The organism is Citrobacter sp. RHBSTW-01044, assembly GCF_013781945.1.
Classification (GTDB): Bacteria; Pseudomonadota; Gammaproteobacteria; order Enterobacterales; family Enterobacteriaceae; genus Citrobacter; species Citrobacter braakii.
In genome coordinates, this window is sequence record NZ_CP056180.1 from 1,408,297 (window position 1) to 1,425,236 (window position 16,940).

16 protein-coding genes and 4 tRNA genes are annotated in these 16,940 nt (G+C 53.2%); 8 read left to right on the top strand and 12 right to left on the bottom strand.

Going from position 1 to position 16,940, the window contains the following annotated elements:
• Positions 1-58 precede the first annotated feature (58 nt).
• Positions 59-970, top strand: coding sequence for a cysteine synthase CysM (gene cysM, locus HV352_RS06690; protein ID WP_016153930.1), 912 nt, complete (start codon positions 59-61; stop codon positions 968-970).
• 91 nt (positions 971-1,061) lie between these two features.
• Here cysM and HV352_RS06695 read toward each other — a convergent pair whose 3' ends face one another.
• Together HV352_RS06695 and ptsJ are read right to left on the bottom strand one after the other, a co-directional pair.
• Positions 1,062-1,778: a GMP synthase gene (locus tag HV352_RS06695; RefSeq protein ID WP_016157091.1), complete on the bottom strand. Its 717-nt coding sequence runs from the start codon at positions 1,776-1,778 to the stop codon at positions 1,062-1,064.
• A gap of 13 nt (positions 1,779-1,791) precedes the next feature.
• Positions 1,792-3,084, bottom strand: coding sequence for a transcriptional regulator PtsJ (gene ptsJ, locus HV352_RS06700; RefSeq protein ID WP_016157090.1), 1,293 nt, complete (start codon positions 3,082-3,084; stop codon positions 1,792-1,794).
• A gap of 82 nt (positions 3,085-3,166) precedes the next feature.
• Here ptsJ and pdxK point away from each other — a divergent pair, with 82 nt between their 5' ends.
• Positions 3,167-4,033 (top strand): pyridoxine/pyridoxal/pyridoxamine kinase, encoded by an 867-nt coding sequence (gene pdxK / locus HV352_RS06705; protein WP_047499829.1) that lies wholly within the window; start codon positions 3,167-3,169, stop codon positions 4,031-4,033.
• Positions 4,030-4,269 (top strand): hypothetical protein, encoded by a 240-nt coding sequence (locus HV352_RS06710; RefSeq protein ID WP_016153926.1) that lies wholly within the window; start codon positions 4,030-4,032, stop codon positions 4,267-4,269. Before pdxK ends, HV352_RS06710 begins: the two co-directional genes overlap by 4 nt.
• Before the next feature lie 77 nt (positions 4,270-4,346).
• On the opposite strand, the gene crr is transcribed toward HV352_RS06710, so the two are convergent.
• The 5 genes from crr to cysZ form a co-directional block, all read right to left on the bottom strand.
• Positions 4,347-4,856 carry a PTS glucose transporter subunit IIA gene (gene crr, locus HV352_RS06715; protein ID WP_000522253.1) on the bottom strand — a complete coding sequence of 170 codons (510 nt, stop codon included), beginning with the start codon at positions 4,854-4,856 and terminating at the stop codon, positions 4,347-4,349.
• 40 nt (positions 4,857-4,896) lie between these two features.
• Positions 4,897-6,624, bottom strand: a complete 1,728-nt coding sequence (gene ptsI, locus HV352_RS06720; protein ID WP_016153925.1) for a phosphoenolpyruvate-protein phosphotransferase PtsI — start codon at positions 6,622-6,624, stop codon at positions 4,897-4,899.
• A 45-nt stretch (positions 6,625-6,669) separates the two neighbouring features.
• Entirely contained in the window at positions 6,670-6,927 is a 258-nt protein-coding gene (ptsH, locus tag HV352_RS06725) for a phosphocarrier protein Hpr (protein WP_002913505.1), read from the bottom strand.
• Between the two features lie 383 nt (positions 6,928-7,310).
• Positions 7,311-8,282, bottom strand: coding sequence for a cysteine synthase A (gene cysK / locus HV352_RS06730; RefSeq protein ID WP_005121957.1), 972 nt, complete (start codon positions 8,280-8,282; stop codon positions 7,311-7,313).
• Positions 8,283-8,445: 163 nt separating this feature from the next.
• Complete coding sequence (gene cysZ, locus HV352_RS06735) at positions 8,446-9,207, bottom strand: sulfate transporter CysZ (protein WP_016153924.1); 762 nt, start codon at positions 9,205-9,207, stop codon at positions 8,446-8,448.
• Positions 9,208-9,437: 230 nt separating this feature from the next.
• Between cysZ and zipA the strand changes: the two genes are divergently transcribed.
• The 3 genes from zipA to HV352_RS06750 all read left to right on the top strand — a co-directional run bounded on the left by zipA (position 9,438) and on the right by HV352_RS06750 (position 12,737).
• Positions 9,438-10,430 carry a cell division protein ZipA gene (gene zipA / locus HV352_RS06740; protein WP_016157088.1) on the top strand — a complete coding sequence of 331 codons (993 nt, stop codon included), beginning with the start codon at positions 9,438-9,440 and terminating at the stop codon, positions 10,428-10,430.
• Between the two features lie 71 nt (positions 10,431-10,501).
• Positions 10,502-12,517 (top strand): NAD-dependent DNA ligase LigA, encoded by a 2,016-nt coding sequence (gene ligA / locus HV352_RS06745; RefSeq protein WP_019077345.1) that lies wholly within the window; start codon positions 10,502-10,504, stop codon positions 12,515-12,517.
• Position 12,518: 1 nt separating this feature from the next.
• A complete protein-coding gene (locus HV352_RS06750) occupies positions 12,519-12,737 on the top strand; it encodes a DUF3820 family protein (RefSeq protein WP_019077344.1) in 219 nt (72 codons plus the stop codon).
• Here HV352_RS06750 and HV352_RS06755 read toward each other — a convergent pair.
• Positions 12,734-13,732 carry a bile acid:sodium symporter family protein gene (locus tag HV352_RS06755; protein ID WP_016153920.1) on the bottom strand — a complete coding sequence of 333 codons (999 nt, stop codon included), beginning with the start codon at positions 13,730-13,732 and terminating at the stop codon, positions 12,734-12,736. The two genes, HV352_RS06750 and HV352_RS06755, sit on opposite strands and share 4 nt — an antisense overlap.
• Before the next feature lie 89 nt (positions 13,733-13,821).
• Here HV352_RS06755 and HV352_RS06760 point away from each other — a divergent pair, with 89 nt between their 5' ends.
• Positions 13,822-14,748, top strand: coding sequence for a LysR family transcriptional regulator (locus HV352_RS06760; RefSeq protein WP_046274444.1), 927 nt, complete (start codon positions 13,822-13,824; stop codon positions 14,746-14,748).
• An 80-nt stretch (positions 14,749-14,828) separates the two neighbouring features.
• Here the strand turns inward: HV352_RS06760 and HV352_RS06765 are convergent.
• The 4 genes from HV352_RS06765 to HV352_RS06780 form a co-directional block, all read right to left on the bottom strand.
• Positions 14,829-14,904: transfer RNA gene (locus HV352_RS06765), tRNA-Lys, on the bottom strand.
• 4 nt (positions 14,905-14,908) lie between these two features.
• A tRNA-Val gene (locus HV352_RS06770) sits at positions 14,909-14,984 on the bottom strand.
• A 46-nt stretch (positions 14,985-15,030) separates the two neighbouring features.
• Positions 15,031-15,106 (bottom strand) — tRNA-Val (locus tag HV352_RS06775).
• Between the two features lie 46 nt (positions 15,107-15,152).
• Positions 15,153-15,228 (bottom strand) — tRNA-Val (locus tag HV352_RS06780).
• Positions 15,229-15,486: 258 nt separating this feature from the next.
• Here HV352_RS06780 and gltX point away from each other — a divergent pair.
• Positions 15,487-16,902: a glutamate--tRNA ligase gene (gene gltX / locus HV352_RS06785; protein WP_005130009.1), complete on the top strand. Its 1,416-nt coding sequence runs from the start codon at positions 15,487-15,489 to the stop codon at positions 16,900-16,902.
• Positions 16,903-16,940: the final 38 nt, after the last annotated feature.

Below are 16,940 nucleotides of genomic sequence, written 5' to 3' on the forward strand. Positions count from 1 at the left end.
GCATGACCTGTAAGCCGGGTAAGCGCAGCGCCACCCGGCATTTTATTGAGCTGAAAACGTGAACACATTAGAACAAACAATTGGCAATACGCCTCTGGTGAAATTACAACGTCTGACGGCGGATAACGGCAGTGAAATTTGGGTCAAGCTGGAAGGCAATAATCCCGCAGGTTCAGTGAAAGACCGCGCGGCGTTGTCGATGATCGTTGAAGCGGAAAAGCGCGGGGAAATTCAGCCAGGCGACGTGCTGATTGAGGCCACCAGCGGTAATACGGGTATAGCGCTGGCGATGATTGCCGCGCTGAAAGGCTACCGCATGAAGCTCCTGATGCCAGACAACATGAGCCAGGAGCGACGTGCGGCGATGCGTGCTTACGGGGCTGAACTGGTTCTGGTGACCAAAGAGCAGGGGATGGAAGGGGCGCGTGATTTAGCCCTTGAGATGGCGCAGCGCGGAGAAGGTAAACTTCTCGATCAGTTTAATAATCCTGATAACCCGTATGCGCACTACACGACTACCGGACCCGAAATCTGGCAGCAGACGTCAGGCCGTATTACCCATTTCGTCTCCAGCATGGGGACGACAGGCACCATTACCGGCGTATCGCGTTTTCTGCGTGAACAGGACAAACCCGTCACCATCGTTGGCCTGCAGCCGGAAGAAGGCAGTAGTATTCCGGGCATTCGTCGCTGGCCTGCGGAATATATGCCGGGCATTTTCAACGCCTCGCTGGTGGATGAGGTGCTGGATATTCATCAGAACGATGCGGAAAACACCATGCGTGAACTGGCCGTTCGCGAAGGGATTTTTTGCGGAGTGAGTTCTGGCGGCGCGGTTGCGGGCGCGTTACGCGTGGCGCGCGCGACACCGGGGGCGGTGGTGGTGGCGATCATCTGCGATCGCGGCGATCGCTACCTTTCCACCGGGGTCTTTGGCGAAGAGCATTTCAGCCAGGGATTAGGTATTTAATTTGTCGGCCTGATAAGCGTAGCGCTAGCAGGCAACCGTACGGCAGGATCGCCGGATGACGACGCAAAGCGTCTTCTCCGGCCCGCACTGTTCAATCGTTACGTTTTTCTACCAACTTATCAAGGAATTGCCACAGCGTCTCATTCATCTGCTGGTAATCCCAGGTGCGCATCTCTTCAACAGCGCGAATAAAGCGCTTCCCTTTCGCTTCGGCCAGTTCTTGCTCAGAGTGCTGAATTAATCCTTCGACCGCTTCGGCGGTAAACTCCATATGGCACTGAAAACCATAGACGAAATTACCGTATTGTACGATTTGTCGCGGACATCCCTCGCTTGTGGCAAGAATTGTCGCCTGGTCGGTCAATCCCGGCATGTCATTGTGCCAGTGACCCACGTTGAGCGGTGAGCCGAAATGGCTGAACAACGGATGCTGTTGGCCTGCCTCGGTCAGGGCGATCGGATAGTGACCAATCTCTTTTTCCGGGCTTTGGCACACCTTCGCGCCCAGTGCTTCGCCGATTAACTGCGACCCCAAACAGATCCCCACCACGATTTTTCGTGCCGCAATCGCCTGATTTATCAGATGCTGCTCTGCCTGAGAGTCAAAGTATGGGCACTCTGCGAGCGTGGTGCGGGGTGACTGCGGCCCACCAAATACCACCAGCATATCGAAGCCATCGGCATTAGCGGGAACAGTTTCTCCGGCGTAAACGCGCGACCAACTGATGGTATAGCCGCGTGATTCGGCCCACGGCAGGTACGCGCCAGCAGATTCGAAAGACTCATGAATAACAAAATGAACTCGCACTTTTTCTCTCCTGTTAGCGCTTTAGCGCCTGATGGATATCAGTCGCCAGCTTATCAATGTCGCTGTCTGCTAATGTTGACAGCGTAATGCGCAGGCCATGCGCAGGCGTATTGACGCCAAACACTTCGCCTTCACGTACCAGCCAGCCGGACTTTGCCAGCGCAAAAGCGATCGCCTGGCTGTTATCTTCTAGCGGCAGCCACAGATTAAGACCGTCGCTGTCGGGCAGCGTAATGGCATGAAGCCGCAGAGCCGCTGCCAGCTTTTGCTGCTGGGCGGCGTAAAACTGCTGAGTTTGCGCCAGCGTGTGTTGATAAGTCTCGTCACTCAGGCAGGCGCAGGCCAGATCCTGCAGCAGATGGCTGACCCACTGACTGCCGGCGTTGAGCCGTAAACGCAGTTTCGCGGAAGTGAGTGGATCGCTGGCGACGATGGCCAGGCGTAAATCCGGGCCTAAAGTTTTCGACATTGAGCGGACAATCGCCCAGTGCGTTGTTTCCTTCGCAATCACCGGATACCAACGGCATGCGGACAGCAGCGCAAAGTGGTCGTCGACGATCACCAGCGTCTGCGGATAGCGGGCCAGGATTTCCTGCAATTGCGCCGCGCGGGATGCGCTCAGACTGCATCCTGTCGGATTATGGGCGCGCGGCGTCAGAATCACCGCCCGCGCGCCTTTCTGTAGCGCGATTTCCAGCATGTCTGGCTGCATGCCTTCGCTGTCAACGTTGACCGGACTGGCGGAGAATCCGGCATAACGCAGCATGTTGATGCTGCTCAAAAAGCATGGATCTTCTACCACAACGCTGTCGCCAGGCAGTAAATGGGCGCACAGCAGCCGCTCAATGGCATCAATGGCGCCGCTGGTGATATCAATTTCTCCCTTGGCTGGCATCGCATCTTGCATCCATTGCGCGGCCCACGCCTTAAGGCCGGGTGATACAGCGGCATCACCGTACAAACGAGGATTCTTATTTATTTGCGCGAAATAACGGCTGAGGTCGGGAAGACGCGCGGGGGCTGGATTACCGCCTGAAAGATCGATAAGCGCGGTATCCGGATTGCCGCCTTCCAGCGCAACGGGGGCTGAAATCCCCTTGATTACCGTGCCGTTACGTCCCTGGCTTTGTGCCAGCCCGGAGGTGACCAGGCGTTTATAAGCCGCCGCGACAGTATTACGGTTAACGTTCAATGCTGTTGCCAGTTCACGCACCGGCGGCAACGTTTCTCCTGCCGCCAACGTGCCTGTAGCGACATGTTGACGAATACTGTCAAAAATTTCGTTAGCGGTTTTTCCGTCGATCATTATTGACCTATGACAAAATGAATTTTAGCATATGACGATAATAGTGAGGCGTAAGCCCGCTGTCCAGCGAGAGGAGAAATTTATGGAGCAGGGGAGTGATATTCAGTCAGTGCTCTTCGGCGACAAGCATCGGGCGTTACAGACCGATATCGTCGCCGTCCAGTCACAGGTGGTTTATGGCAGCGTAGGCAACAGCATCGCCGTTCCGGCCATTAAAGCGCAGGGATTACGCGTGACGGCAGTGCCTACGGTGCTGTTCAGTAATACCCCGCATTATGAAACATTTTACGGCGGCGTTATTCCGGCCGACTGGTTTAGCGGGTATCTCCGCGCCTTGAATGAGCGTGATGCTTTGCGCGAGCTGAAGGCGGTGACGACAGGCTATATGGGCAGTGCAGAGCAAATCGCTCTGTTAGCACAGTGGCTGAAAACGGTGCGGGCTACGCATCCGACAGTGTGCATTTTGGTCGACCCGGTGATTGGCGATACGGACAGCGGTATGTATGTAAAAGCTGAAATTCCACAGGCCTACCGTCAGCACTTGCTGCCGCTGGCTCAGGGACTGACGCCGAACGTGTTTGAACTGCAAATGCTGAGCGGAAAGCCGTGTCGTACGCTTGATGAAGCCATCACGGCGGCGCAATCACTGCTTACCGAAACGCTGAAATGGGTGGTGATCACCAGCGCGCCGGGGGATAGCGAAGATATTATTAACGTTGCGGTGGTGACGGCTGAAACGGTTGAGGTGTTCGCTCATCCACGGGTTAAAACGGATCTGAAGGGAACTGGCGATCTGTTTTGTGCTGAGCTGGTGAGCGGTATTGTGCTGGGTAAAGCGCTGACAACCGCGACGCACGATGCAGCTCAGCGCGTACTGGAAGTGATGAAATGGACCAATCTGTGCGGTTGTGATGAGTTAATTCTGCCACCGGCAGGGGAGGCGCGATGAAGAGTTACCGGCTGGTGGTTCGCCAGAATGGGCGTATGGTTGGACATTTTGACACCAGCGGGGCAACGGCGCTGGAAGATATCTGTGTGGCGCGGGCCATGTTTGGCATCGCGGGTGGCTACAATTGTGAACTGTTAGTGGCGGATTCGGAGCGACGGATGCTGGAAAGCGGGCCGGAAGGGATGAAAATCCTGATGCGCGAGGCGTGTTACCGACCAGTCACCTCACAAATTTAGCGCTATCCGGCAGATTTTGAGGTCTGCCAGATAAAAAAAATGGCGCCATCAGGCGCCATTCTTCTCTGCAGCAAGAATTACTTCTTGATGCGGATAACCGGAGTTTCACCCACTGTCACGCTACCGGACAGTTTGATCAGCTCTTTGATTTCGTCCATGTTGGAGATAACAACCGGAGTCAGGGTAGACTTGGCTTTTTCTTCCAGCAGCGGCAGATCGAATTCAATAACCGGGTCGCCCACTTTAACGCGCTGACCTTCTTCAGCGATGCGCTTAAAGCCTTCGCCTTTCAGTTCAACGGTATCAATACCGAAGTGAACAAACAGCTCAATGCCGCTGTCGGATTCGATAGAGAAAGCGTGGTTGGTTTCAAAGATTTTGCCGATGGTGCCATCAACAGGGGCGACCATTTTGTTACCGGTTGGTTTGATAGCGATGCCATCACCAACGATTTTTTCAGCAAAAACTACATCCGGCACGTCTTCGATGTTGACGATCTCGCCAGAGAGCGGAGCAACAATCTCAATAGTTCCGGTGTCTTTCTTATCATCAGAAACCAGAGATTTCAGTTTATCGAACAAACCCATGATCTTCTCCTAAGCAGTAAATTGGGCCGCATCTCGTGGATTAGCAGATTGTTTTTTCTTCAATGAACTTGTTAACCAGCGTCATTAACTCGTCCGTTGTCGGTTGAGCAAGAGCCTGCTCTGCTAACACCTTCGCATCTTCGAAGTTCGTGTTACGGATAATCTTCTTAATGCGCGGGATAGAAATGGCGCTCATAGAGAATTCGTCCAGACCCATCCCCAGCAACAGAAGTGTAGCACGTTCGTCGCCTGCAAGCTCACCACACATGCCAGTCCATTTGCCTTCCGCATGAGAAGCATCAATAACTTGCTTGATCAGCGTCAGCACAGATGGCGACATCGGTTGGTAAAGGTGTGAAATCATATCATTACCACGGTCAACTGCCAGGGTGTACTGCGTTAAATCATTGGTACCGATACTAAAGAAATCAACTTCTTTGGCTAAATGACGCGCAATTGTTGCCGCTGCCGGTGTTTCCACCATCACGCCAATCTCAATGCTTTCGTCAAATGCTTTACCTTCGTCGCGCAGTTCCTGTTTGTAGATTTCGATCTCTTTGCGTAGTGCGCGCACTTCTTCAACAGAGATGATCATTGGGAACATGATGCGCAGTTTGCCGAAAGCAGAGGCGCGCAGGATAGCGCGAACCTGATCACGCAGGATCTCTTTACGATCCATGGCGATACGTACGGCACGCCAGCCCAGGAACGGGTTCTCTTCTTTCGGGAAGTTCATGTACGGCAGCTCTTTATCGCCGCCGATGTCCATGGTACGGACGATGACCGCCTGAGAGCCACAGGCTTCAGCAACGGCTTTATACGCGGCAAACTGTTCTTCTTCAGTCGGCAGCGATTCACGGTCCATGAACAGGAATTCGGTGCGGTACAGACCAACACCCTCGGCGCCATTACGCTCAGCGCCTTCAACGTCACGAACGGTACCGATGTTGGCGCAAACTTCTACCTGATGTCCGTCCAGCGTGATAGCCGGGAGATCTTTCAGCTTAGCGAGTTCCGCTTTTTCGGTAGCAACCTGCTCCTGAACGGCGCGCAGTTGCTCAATAACTTCATTGGTCGGATTGACGTAAACCTGGTTGTTTACGGCATCCAGAATCAGATAGTCGTCGTTTTTAACCTGAGAGGTGACGCTACCCGTACCTACGATGGCTGGCAGTTCCAGAGAACGCGCCATGATAGAAGTATGGGAAGTACGTCCGCCCGCGTCGGTGATGAAACCCAGCACCTTGTTCAGGTTCAGCTGTGCGGTTTCTGACGGGGTCAGGTCTGCGGCTACCAGGATAACTTCTTCCTGAATAGCGCTCAGGTCGATAATAGCCAGACCCAGGATGTTACGCAGCAGGCGTTTACCGATGTCACGTACGTCAGCCGCACGTTCTTTCAGGTATTCATCATCCAGCTCTTCAAGGGCTGTGGCCTGACCTTCGATAACTTCATGCGCAGCTGCATCAGCCGTCATGTGCTTATCTTTAATCAGGGCTATGATTTCCTGCTCCAGCTCCTCATCTTCGAGCAGCATGATATGCCCTTCAAAGATGGCTTCTTTTTCTTCACCGAACGTTTCACCAGCTTTGGTTTTGATCGCTTCCAGTTGCGCAGATGCCTTGGCACGACCGCTCAGAAAACGTTCAACTTCCTGATCAACCTTGTCGGCAGAAATTTTTTTCCGGTCAATGACGATCTCGTCTTCTTTCAGCAGCAATGCTTTACCGAAAGCGATACCCGGGGATGCTAAAATGCCTGAAATCATAACCCTACCTTACTTGTGACTGATATTTAAAAGAACTCGTTGAACTTACTCGAGTTCAGCCATCAGTTTAACCAGATGCTCAACTGCTTTCTGCTCGTCTTCACCTTCTGCGGACAGGGTGACAACGGTACCCTGAGTCAGGCCCAGAGTCTGCAGTTTAAACAGGCTTTTGGCGCTAGCGCTTTTGCCGTTGGAAGTCACAGTAATTTCAGAAGTAAAGCCTTTTGCTTCTTTAACAAACTGAGCAGCAGGGCGAGTATGCAGACCGTTCGGAGCGGTAATGGTAACTTCTTGCTGGAACATTATATTTCCCCAACTTATAGGTTTAGTGTTGTGGAACTAAAGTCTAGCCTGGCGGTTCAACTTTAGCCTGTATTGTTAGCATCGGCGTAAACTGGACGCGACACAAAAGGAGTTCGGTGCAATCCGTTGCTGGCAACTTCTTGCCGCTGACGTTTCGTTCGTCATTAAACATTATGCCGCGAAAGGAAGAGTTGAACCAAATCATAAAATCGATTCAGCTAGCGCTTTTCCTGTAACGATTAATTTCGCGCATCAAAATAATTAGTTTGGTTAAATACCAGTTCCGGCGGGTTGAATCAATGCCAGGAGAGTTGAAAATTTGAAGCAGGCCACAAAAAAGCACCCCAAAGGGTGCTTTTTTACGCGTTTTTAACATGCTGGCATTACTGTTGCAGTTCTTTCTCTGTGAAGAGATCGGCAAACAGTGCAGTGCTCAGATAACGCTCACCCGATGACGGTAGGATAACCACAATATTCTTATTGGTAAAGGATTCATCTTCCTGGAGCTTAAGCGCGGCAGCCACGGCTGCGCCAGAAGAGATCCCTGCCAGAATACCTTCTTCTTCCATCAGGCGGCGCGCGGTAGAAATAGCTTCATCATTGGTGATGGCAACGACTTTATCGATAAGCTTCAGATCAAGGTTGCCAGGAATGAAGCCCGCGCCAATACCCTGAATTTTATGCGGGCCAGGTTTGAGTTCTTCACCCGCCAATGCCTGGGCGATAACAGGGGAGTCAGTAGGTTCTACCGCGACGGTGATCAGGTCGGTTTTGCCTTTAGTGCCTTTAATGTAACGGGTCACGCCAGTTAGCGTACCGCCGGTGCCGACGCCGGAAATAAAGACATCAACCTGGCCATCGGTATCTTCCCAGATTTCCGGGCCGGTGGTTTTTTCGTGAATTTCCGGGTTCGCCGGGTTGCTGAACTGCTGCAGCAGCAGGAATTTTTCCGGATCGCTGGCTACGATTTCTTCCGCTTTCTGAATTGCGCCCTTCATACCTTTTGCGCCTTCAGTCAGCACCAGGTTCGCGCCCAGCGCTTTTAAGAGCTTGCGGCGCTCAATGCTCATGGTTTCCGGCATGGTCAGAGTCAGTTTGTAACCACGGGCGGCGGCGACGTAGGCCAGCGCAATCCCCGTGTTGCCGCTGGTCGGTTCTACCAGCTCAACGCCCGGTTTCAGTACACCACGTTTTTCGGCATCCCAAATCATATTGGCACCGATACGGCATTTGACGCTAAAGCTTGGGTTGCGTGATTCCACCTTCGCCAGAATGCGTCCGTTACCGATACGGTTCAGTCGAACCAGCGGCGTATGACCGATAGTCAGCGAGTTATCTTCAAAAATCTTACTCATGGCCTGTCCTTAACTGTATGAAATTGGGATACCGCTTCAGCATACCTGTTGAGAAAGTATGGGGAAGTAAGGAATTCGCATATCTATATGCTGATGAGAAATAATGCGTAGCAGTATGGAATGAGAGCGGGCATAAGCCAGCCCGCTTTTACACATTTTTGCATTACTTCCATAACGCATGCTTAGCACGATAGCAGTCTACCCACATCGCCGTGGCACCACAAACTGCTACCGGCATGATGAACAGATTGAGCACCGGAATCATGGTGAACAGGCTGGTCAATGCGCCAAACTGCATATTGGTCACCTTGCGCGTGCGCAACGCGACGCGCATCTCCTTAAAAGGCACCTTATGGTTATCAAAAGGATAATCGCAGTACTGAATAGCCAGCATCCACGCGCTGAAAAGGAACCACAGGACCGGGGCGACGGTCTGCCCAATGCCAGGAATAAAATAGAGAATCAGCAACACGAAGGCGCGCGGGAGATACCACGCCAGCTTTTGCCATTCGCGTTTCATAATGCGCGGAACGTCTTTCATAATGCCGAGAATGCCGGTGTCGGGCGGTGTTGCGCCCGTTAAGCGCGCTTCCAGCTGTTCAGCCAGCAGACCGTTAAACGGTGCGGCGATCCAGTTGGCGATAGTGGAGAACAGGTAGCCGAACACCAACAGCACGGAAATGGTCACAATCGGCCACAATAAATAGCTGAGCCACTGAAGCCAGTCAGGGACGTGACTCATCAGCGCGGGGACCCAGTTACCGAGTTGTGTAAATAACCACCAGAATGCGCCGCCCATCAGCAGGATATTCACCAGCAAAGGCAGAATAACAAAACGACGAATGCCCGGTTGGGTGATGAGCTTCCATCCCTGAGAAAAGTAATAAAGGCCGCTGCGAGGTACAACTGCAGATGATGAAACCATGGTCAGGACGTACTCCTTGTTATATAAGCTCTGGTAAACTGTGCGTATCTTACCGGGTTGTTGAGCGTTAAGCTGTTCGGAAATGTTCGAAAAAACAGCAAAAAGCACAATTTTGTTCATCTTTATGCCGTGAAAGCCAAGAGTACACTTGCACTTGGCGTAATCGACAAATACTCTTAGTGAGTAAATGTTTGCCGTGGTGGCAAGGTGTTAGAACAACAGAGAATATAATGATGCAGGATTTGCGTCTGATATTAATCATTGTTGGCGCGATCGCCATAATCGCTTTACTGGTACATGGTTTTTGGACTAGCCGTAAAGAGCGGTCTTCTATATTCCGCGATCGCCCACTGAAACGCATGAAGTCTAAACGTGAAGACGAGGATTCGTTCGACGACAACGTCGAGGAAGACGAAGGCGTGGGTGAAGTTCGCGTTCATCGTGTGAATCATGCTCCCGGTAATGCGCAGGAACATGGTGTTCCTCCTCAGTCGCCGCAACACCAGTACCAGCCGCCTTATGCGTCTGCTCAGCCGCGTCAGCCTGCGCAGCAGCCTGCACAAGCGCCGGTACCGCCGCCGCATGTTCAGCAGCAGCCTGTACAACCGCAGCAGCCGGTGCAACATCAGCCTGTTCAGCAGCCACCTGTGCAGCAACCTGTTGCCCCGCAGGTTCAGCAACCTGCTCAGCAAGCACCGCAACCTGCGCCGCAGACCTTCCAGCCAGCAGAGCCTGTTGTTGAACATCAACCGCAGCCCGAGCCGGTAGTAGAAGAAGCGCCTGTTGCTGAAAAACCGCAGCGTAAAGAAGCGGTCATCATTATGAACGTTGCGGCTCATCATGGTAGCGAGCTCAACGGGGAAGTGCTGCTCAACAGCATTCAGCAGGCCGGTTTCAAATTTGGCGATATGAATATTTTCCATCGTCATTTGAGCCCGGATGGCAGCGGTCCGTCGCTGTTCAGCCTCGCTAATATGGTTAATCCGGGAACGTTTGACCCAGAAATGACGGGCGACTTCAGCACCCCTGGTGTGACTATTTTTATGCAGGTTCCGTCCTACGGGGACGAGCTGCAAAACTTTAAGCTGATGCTGCAGTCCGCACAGCACATTGCCGATGAAGTGGGTGGTGTGGTGCTCGACGATCAACGTCGCATGATGACGCCGCAGAAACTGCGCGAGTATCAGGACCGCATCCGCGAAGTTAAAGAATCTCGCGCCTGATTTTCCTCTGGCGTGACATTTCCTTTCTAAACCCCCGCCTGTCGGGGGTTTTTTATCATTGATGGTGCGATATGGAATCAATCGAACAACAACTGACAGAACTGCGAACCACGCTTCGCCATCATGAGTATCTCTACCATGTGATGGACGCGCCGGAAATTCCCGATGCGGAATACGATCGCCTGATGCGCGAACTGCGTGAGCTGGAAGCGCAGCATCCGGACCTTGTTACCCCCGACTCGCCAACCCAACGCGTTGGCGCCGCGCCGTTAACCGCGTTCAGCCAGATTCGTCATGAAGTGCCGATGCTGTCGCTGGATAACGTGTTTGATGAAGAGAGTTTTCTCGCCTTCAACAAGCGCGTGCAGGACAGACTAAAGAGTACCGATAAACTGACCTGGTGCTGTGAACTGAAACTGGACGGCCTGGCAGTCAGTATCCTGTATGAAAACGGTGTGCTGGTCAGCGCCGCAACGCGTGGTGATGGCACCACGGGTGAGGATATTACCTCTAACGTGCGCACCATTCGCGCAATCCCGTTAAAACTGCGTGGCGAAAACATCCCTTCACGTCTGGAAGTGCGCGGTGAAGTGTTCCTGCCGCAGGCCGGATTTGAAAAAATTAACGAAGAGGCCCGCCGCACTGGCAACAAAGTGTTTGCTAACCCGCGTAACGCAGCGGCCGGTTCATTGCGCCAGCTCGATCCGCGTATCACAGCGAAGCGACCGCTTACTTTCTTCTGCTATGGCGTTGGTGTGTTGGAAGGCGGCGTGCTGCCAGATACCCATCTGGGCCGCCTGCTGCAATTTAAAGAGTGGGGCCTGCCGGTAAGCGACAGAGTGGCGCTTTGCGACTCCCCGGAGGAAGTACTTGCTTACTATCACAAGGTTGAAGAAGACCGACCAACGCTGGGATTTGATATCGATGGCGTGGTGATCAAAGTCAACTCTATGGCGTTGCAGGAGCAACTGGGCTTTGTTGCCCGCGCGCCGCGCTGGGCTGTGGCCTTTAAGTTCCCGGCGCAGGAGCAGATGACTTTCGTACGCGATGTTGAGTTTCAGGTTGGACGTACTGGGGCGATTACGCCCGTCGCCCGCCTTGAGCCGGTCCAGGTTGCCGGGGTGCTGGTCAGTAACGCAACGCTGCATAACGCTGATGAAATCGAGCGTCTGGGGTTGCGTATTGGCGATAAAGTCGTCATTCGCCGTGCGGGCGATGTCATCCCGCAGGTGGTGAACGTCGTGCTTTCTGAACGCCCGGACGATACCCGCGAAATTGTGTTTCCAGCGCATTGTCCGGTTTGTAACTCTGATGTTGAACGTGTGGAAGGCGAAGCGGTCACTCGCTGCACCGGCGGTTTAATCTGTGGGGCACAGCGTAAGGAATCGCTGAAACACTTTGTTTCCCGCCGCGCGCTCGATGTTGACGGTATGGGCGACAAAATTATCGATCAACTGGTCGAGAAAGAGTATGTCCACACGCCGGCGGATCTTTTCACCCTGACCGCCGGTAAACTGACGGGGCTTGATCGTATGGGGCCGAAGTCGGCGCAAAACGTGGTCAATGCGCTGGAAAAAGCGAAAGAAACCACGTTTGCCCGTTTCCTCTATGCGCTAGGCATTCGTGAAGTCGGCGAAGCCACGGCTGCAGGTCTGGCGGCGTATTTTGGCACGCTCGACGCGCTGGAAGCCGCTTCTATTGAAGAGCTGCAAAAAGTGCCGGATGTCGGCATTGTGGTGGCGACGCACGTGTTTAATTTCTTCGCCGAAGAGAGCAACCGCGAGGTAATTGTTCAACTGCTGGCGCAGGGGATCCACTGGCCAGCGCCGGTGGTCATTAACGCTGAAGAAATCGACAGCCCCTTCGCAGGTAAAACGGTGGTGCTGACCGGGAGCCTGAGCCTGATGTCGCGCGATGACGCCAAAGCGAGACTGACCGAGTTAGGTGCAAAAGTGGCCGGTAGCGTGTCGAAGAAAACCGATCTGGTGATTGCCGGTGAAGCGGCGGGTTCGAAACTGGCAAAAGCACAGGAACTGGGTATTGCCGTGATCGATGAAGCTGAAATGATCCGCTTATTGGGTGCCTGAGATGGAAAAACAGCAGCTGGTTGACATCGCCAATACTGTGATGCCCTTTGGCAAATATAAAGGGCGTCGGTTGATTGATGTCCCGGAAGAGTATCTGCTGTGGTTTGCCCGTAAGGATGAATTCCCGCCGGGCAAGCTTGGCGAGCTGATGCAAATCACGCTGCTGATTAAAACTGAGGGGCTGACGCAACTGGTGCAGCCCCTGAAACGTCCTCTTTAAGCTTTTGCGGCGCGGCTTTTCTGTTGCGCCTGCAATGCGTCCGTCTGTTGCTTGTAGCGACGCGCCAGCACGGCGCACACCATTAGCTGTATTTGATGGAAGATCATCAACGGCAGCACCATCATCCCAATCACCGAAGTTGGGAACAAAATATTGGCCATTGGGATCCCGTTCGCCAGGCTCTTTTTCGAACCGCAGAACACAATGGTGATTTCATCAGCTTTGTTAAAGCCGCATTTGCGCGCAACAAAGACATTTATGCCAATCACGATTGCCAGCAGAATGATGCTGACCACCACGATAAACAGCAGTGAACCCACCCCCACTTTGTGCCAGATCCCGTTAACGACGGCTTCACTGAAGGCGGAGTACACCACCAGCAAAATAGAGGATTGATCCGTTTTCGCGATCCATTTTTTATGTCGAGAAACCCAGTTTCCAATCCACGGACGTGAAAGGTGACCCAGCACGAACGGCAGCAGCAGCTGCAACATGATTTTTCCCACCTGCTCCAGGCTGCCTTCTGCGCCGTGCATATTCATCACCAGCCCTACCAGCAGCGGCGAGAGAAAAATACCCAGCAGGCTGGAGGCCGAAGCAGAACAAACGGCGGCGGCAACGTTACCGCCCGCCAGCGACGTAAAAGCGATGGCCGACTGCACAGTGGCAGGCAAAATACACAGGTACAGGAAACCGGTGTACAGCATCGGGTCAACGTTGACCGGCGCCCACCAGGCGAACAGAACGCCGAGAACCGGGAAGACAACAAACGTGCTGCACATCACCCACAGATGCAAACGCCAGTGGCTACCACCGGCAATAATGGCTTCACGCGAGAGTTTCGCTCCGTGCATAAAAAACAGTAGGGCAATGGCGGCGGTGGTTAAGCCTTCAAAGAAAGGCACAAAACCACCTTCGGCCGGGAAAAAGGACGCCAGCAAAACAACGGTAATCAGTGTTATCGTGAACGGATCAAGAATACGAAAAAGTTTCATAAAGACTCCTGAAATTCGGTAGTAACATTTTGCTTTTTTCCGTTTGAGAAATAAAATTGATTTATTGCATCCATATATGAATCAAATAGATGAATTACTCTCTGCGTCAGTTGCGTATCTTTGTCACCGTCGCTCAAGCCAAAAGCTTTAGCCGGGCGGGGGATATCATCGGCTTAAGCCAGTCGGCGGTCAGCCATAGTGTCAAAGAGCTGGAAGGGCAGACAGGTGTGCGGTTATTGGACAGAACGACGCGGGAAGTGGTGCTGACGGAGGCCGGACACCAGTTGGCGGCGCGGCTGGAACGTATTCTGGATGAATTGCACAGCACGCTGCGCGAAGCCGGACAGGTAGGAACGCAGTTAACCGGCACGGTGCGGGTTGCCGCCAGCCAGACGATCTCTGCTCATCTTATTCCGCAGTGTATTGCCCAGAGTAATCAGCTTTATCCGGCTATCGATTTTGTGCTGCACGACCGGCCACAGCAGTGGGTGCTGGAGAGTATTCGCCAGGGAGAAGTGGATTTTGGCATTGTGATTGATCCCGGCGCAGTCACCGATTTGCAGTGTGAAGCCGTGCTGTCCGAACCGTTCCTGCTGCTGTGTCGCCAGGATCATCCGTTAGCCCGACGAGAGTGGGTGAACTGGCAGGATTTGTATCACGAACGCCTGGTGCTACAGGATTATGCTTCCGGTAGTCGACCGCTGATCGACGCTGCGCTGGCCCATTTTTCCATTGATGCCAATATCGTTCAGGAGATTGGCCATCCCGCCACGCTGTTTCCGATGGTTGAGGCGGGGATTGGCATCAGCGTGCTGCCCGCGCTGGCGCTCCCCTTACCGCAGGGCAGTCACTTGCAGGTTAAGCGCCTGACGCCGGTTGTTGAACGGCAACTGATGCTGGCCCGACGTAAAAACCGCTCTTTATCAACCGCTGCTCAGGCGCTGTGGGATGTGGTGCGTATGCAGGCCAGTGAATTAACCGCAGCCCGCGCCCGCGATCCGTTGTATCAGTTATAACGCTCACGCTGATGGTTATCAGAGGGGAAATGGTTCTTCTCTGCATAGCAAAAAGGCGCCTTTAGGGCGCCTTTTTACATTGGTGGGTCGTGCAGGATTCGAACCTGCGACCAATTGATTAAAAGTCAACTGCTCTACCAACTGAGCTAACGACCCGAAGTGGTGGGTGATGACGGGATCGAACCGCCGACCCCCTCCTTGTAAGGGAGGTGCTCTCCCAGCTGAGCTAATCACCCACTTCGGTACTTCACATTTTAACAAGAAATCCAGCTGGCGAGAAAGTGGTGGGTGATGACGGGATCGAACCGCCGACCCCCTCCTTGTAAGGGAGGTGCTCTCCCAGCTGAGCTAATCACCCACTTCTCAATTTCTTGTTTTACACGGCGGAGACTACATAAAGTAGTTGGTGGGTGATGACGGGTTCGAACCGCCGACCCCCTCCTTGTAAGGGAGGTGCTCTCCCAGCTGAGCTAATCACCCCCGCTGTGTGGAGTCGCATTATAGGGAGAGTTGAAAATGAGTCAACGCATTTTCTAAAGAAATTGTTCGTTCGTCGTAAATTTAAACAAAACGATCGCAAAACAGTCCGTGCGGCATGATTTGTATACGAAAATGGCAAAGCGTAATGTTCCAACCTGAACAACATTGAGGAATCAGACCACGGTGATAGAATACGAGCCTGATAATCTTCCCTGGATTTGCCGGTTGTCGGCATCTTTATAAACGTAAGGCCATTTCATGAAAATCAAAACTCGCTTCGCGCCAAGCCCGACAGGCTACCTGCACGTCGGCGGTGCGCGTACTGCTCTTTATTCCTGGCTTTTTGCACGCAACCATGGCGGTGAGTTTGTGCTGCGTATTGAAGACACCGATCTCGAACGCTCCACTCCGGAAGCTATTGAAGCCATTATGGATGGCATGAACTGGCTGAATCTGGAATGGGATGAAGGCCCGTACTTCCAGACCAAACGTTTTGATCGCTACAACGCGGTGATTGATGAAATGCTGGAAGCAGGCACCGCATATAAATGCTACTGCTCTAAAGAGCGTCTGGACGCGCTGCGCGAAGAGCAGATGGCGAACGGTGAGAAGCCGCGTTACGACGGCCGCTGCCGCCACGGCCACGAACATCATGCCGCTGATGAACCTTGCGTGGTACGTTTTGCCAACCCGCAGGACGGTTCCGTTATTTTTGACGACCAGATCCGTGGGCCGATCGAATTCAGCAACCAGGAGCTGGATGATTTGATCATTCGCCGTACCGACGGTTCCCCGACCTACAACTTCTGCGTTGTTGTCGACGACTGGGATATGGAAATCACCCACGTTATTCGTGGTGAAGACCATATCAACAACACTCCGCGTCAGATCAATATCCTGAAAGCGCTGAATGCGCCGGTGCCAGTTTACGCACACGTATCAATGATCAACGGTGACGATGGTAAAAAACTCTCCAAACGTCACGGTGCGGTCAGCGTTATGCAATACCGCGACGACGGTTACCTGCCGGAAGCGCTGCTGAACTATCTGGTGCGTCTGGGCTGGTCCAGTGGCGATCAGGAAATTTTCACCCGTGAAGAGATGATCAAACTGTTCTCCCTTGGTGCGGTGAGCAAGTCTGCGAGTGCGTTTAACACTGAAAAACTGCAGTGGCTGAACCATCACTATATTAATGCGCTGGCGCCGGAATATGTAGCAACCCATCTGCAATGGCACATTGAGCAGGAAAATATCGATACCCGCGTAGGCCCGCAGCTGTCAGAGCTGGTTAAACTGCTCGGTGAGCGCTGCAAAACGCTGAAAGAGATGGCGCAGAGCTGCCGCTACTTCTACGAAGACTTTGCCGAGTTCGACGCTGATGCAGCGAAGAAACACCTGCGTCCGGTTGCGCGTCAGCCGCTGGAAGTGGTTCGTGACAAGCTGGCTGCGATTAGCGAGTGGACGGCAGAAAACGTGCACCATGCGATTCAGGCAACGGCTGATGAACTGGAAGTTGGCATGGGTAAAGTCGGGATGCCGCTGCGCGTAGCCGTTACCGGCGCGGGTCAGTCCCCGGCGTTAGACGTTACGGTGCATGCGATTGGTAAATCCCGCAGCATTGAGCGTATTAATAAAGCGCTGGCGTTTATTGCTGAGCGAGAAAGCCAGCAATAAGACTGATTGACCGATGAAAGAACGGCAGGAGCGTATCC

What these genes read in the sequence shown, in the direction of transcription:
- ptsJ (WP_016157090.1), bottom strand. Translation starts at nt 3,084, where the DNA reads ATGATCGACGGAAAAACCGCTAACGAAATTTTTGACAGTATTCGTCAA.
- pdxK (WP_047499829.1), top strand. Translation starts at nt 3,167, where the DNA reads ATGGAGCAGGGGAGTGATATTCAGTCAGTGCTCTTCGGCGACAAGCAT.
- HV352_RS06710 (WP_016153926.1), top strand. Translation starts at nt 4,030, where the DNA reads ATGAAGAGTTACCGGCTGGTGGTTCGCCAGAATGGGCGTATGGTTGGA.
- crr (WP_000522253.1), bottom strand. Translation starts at nt 4,856, where the DNA reads ATGGGTTTGTTCGATAAACTGAAATCTCTGGTTTCTGATGATAAGAAA.
- ptsI (WP_016153925.1), bottom strand. Translation starts at nt 6,624, where the DNA reads ATGATTTCAGGCATTTTAGCATCCCCGGGTATCGCTTTCGGTAAAGCA.
- ptsH (WP_002913505.1), bottom strand. Translation starts at nt 6,927, where the DNA reads ATGTTCCAGCAAGAAGTTACCATTACCGCTCCGAACGGTCTGCATACT.
- cysK (WP_005121957.1), bottom strand. Translation starts at nt 8,282, where the DNA reads ATGAGTAAGATTTTTGAAGATAACTCGCTGACTATCGGTCATACGCCG.
- cysZ (WP_016153924.1), bottom strand. Translation starts at nt 9,207, where the DNA reads ATGGTTTCATCATCTGCAGTTGTACCTCGCAGCGGCCTTTATTACTTT.
- zipA (WP_016157088.1), top strand. Translation starts at nt 9,438, where the DNA reads ATGATGCAGGATTTGCGTCTGATATTAATCATTGTTGGCGCGATCGCC.
- ligA (WP_019077345.1), top strand. Translation starts at nt 10,502, where the DNA reads ATGGAATCAATCGAACAACAACTGACAGAACTGCGAACCACGCTTCGC.
- HV352_RS06750 (WP_019077344.1), top strand. Translation starts at nt 12,519, where the DNA reads ATGGAAAAACAGCAGCTGGTTGACATCGCCAATACTGTGATGCCCTTT.
- HV352_RS06755 (WP_016153920.1), bottom strand. Translation starts at nt 13,732, where the DNA reads ATGAAACTTTTTCGTATTCTTGATCCGTTCACGATAACACTGATTACC.
- HV352_RS06760 (WP_046274444.1), top strand. Translation starts at nt 13,822, where the DNA reads ATGAATTACTCTCTGCGTCAGTTGCGTATCTTTGTCACCGTCGCTCAA.
- gltX (WP_005130009.1), top strand. Translation starts at nt 15,487, where the DNA reads ATGAAAATCAAAACTCGCTTCGCGCCAAGCCCGACAGGCTACCTGCAC.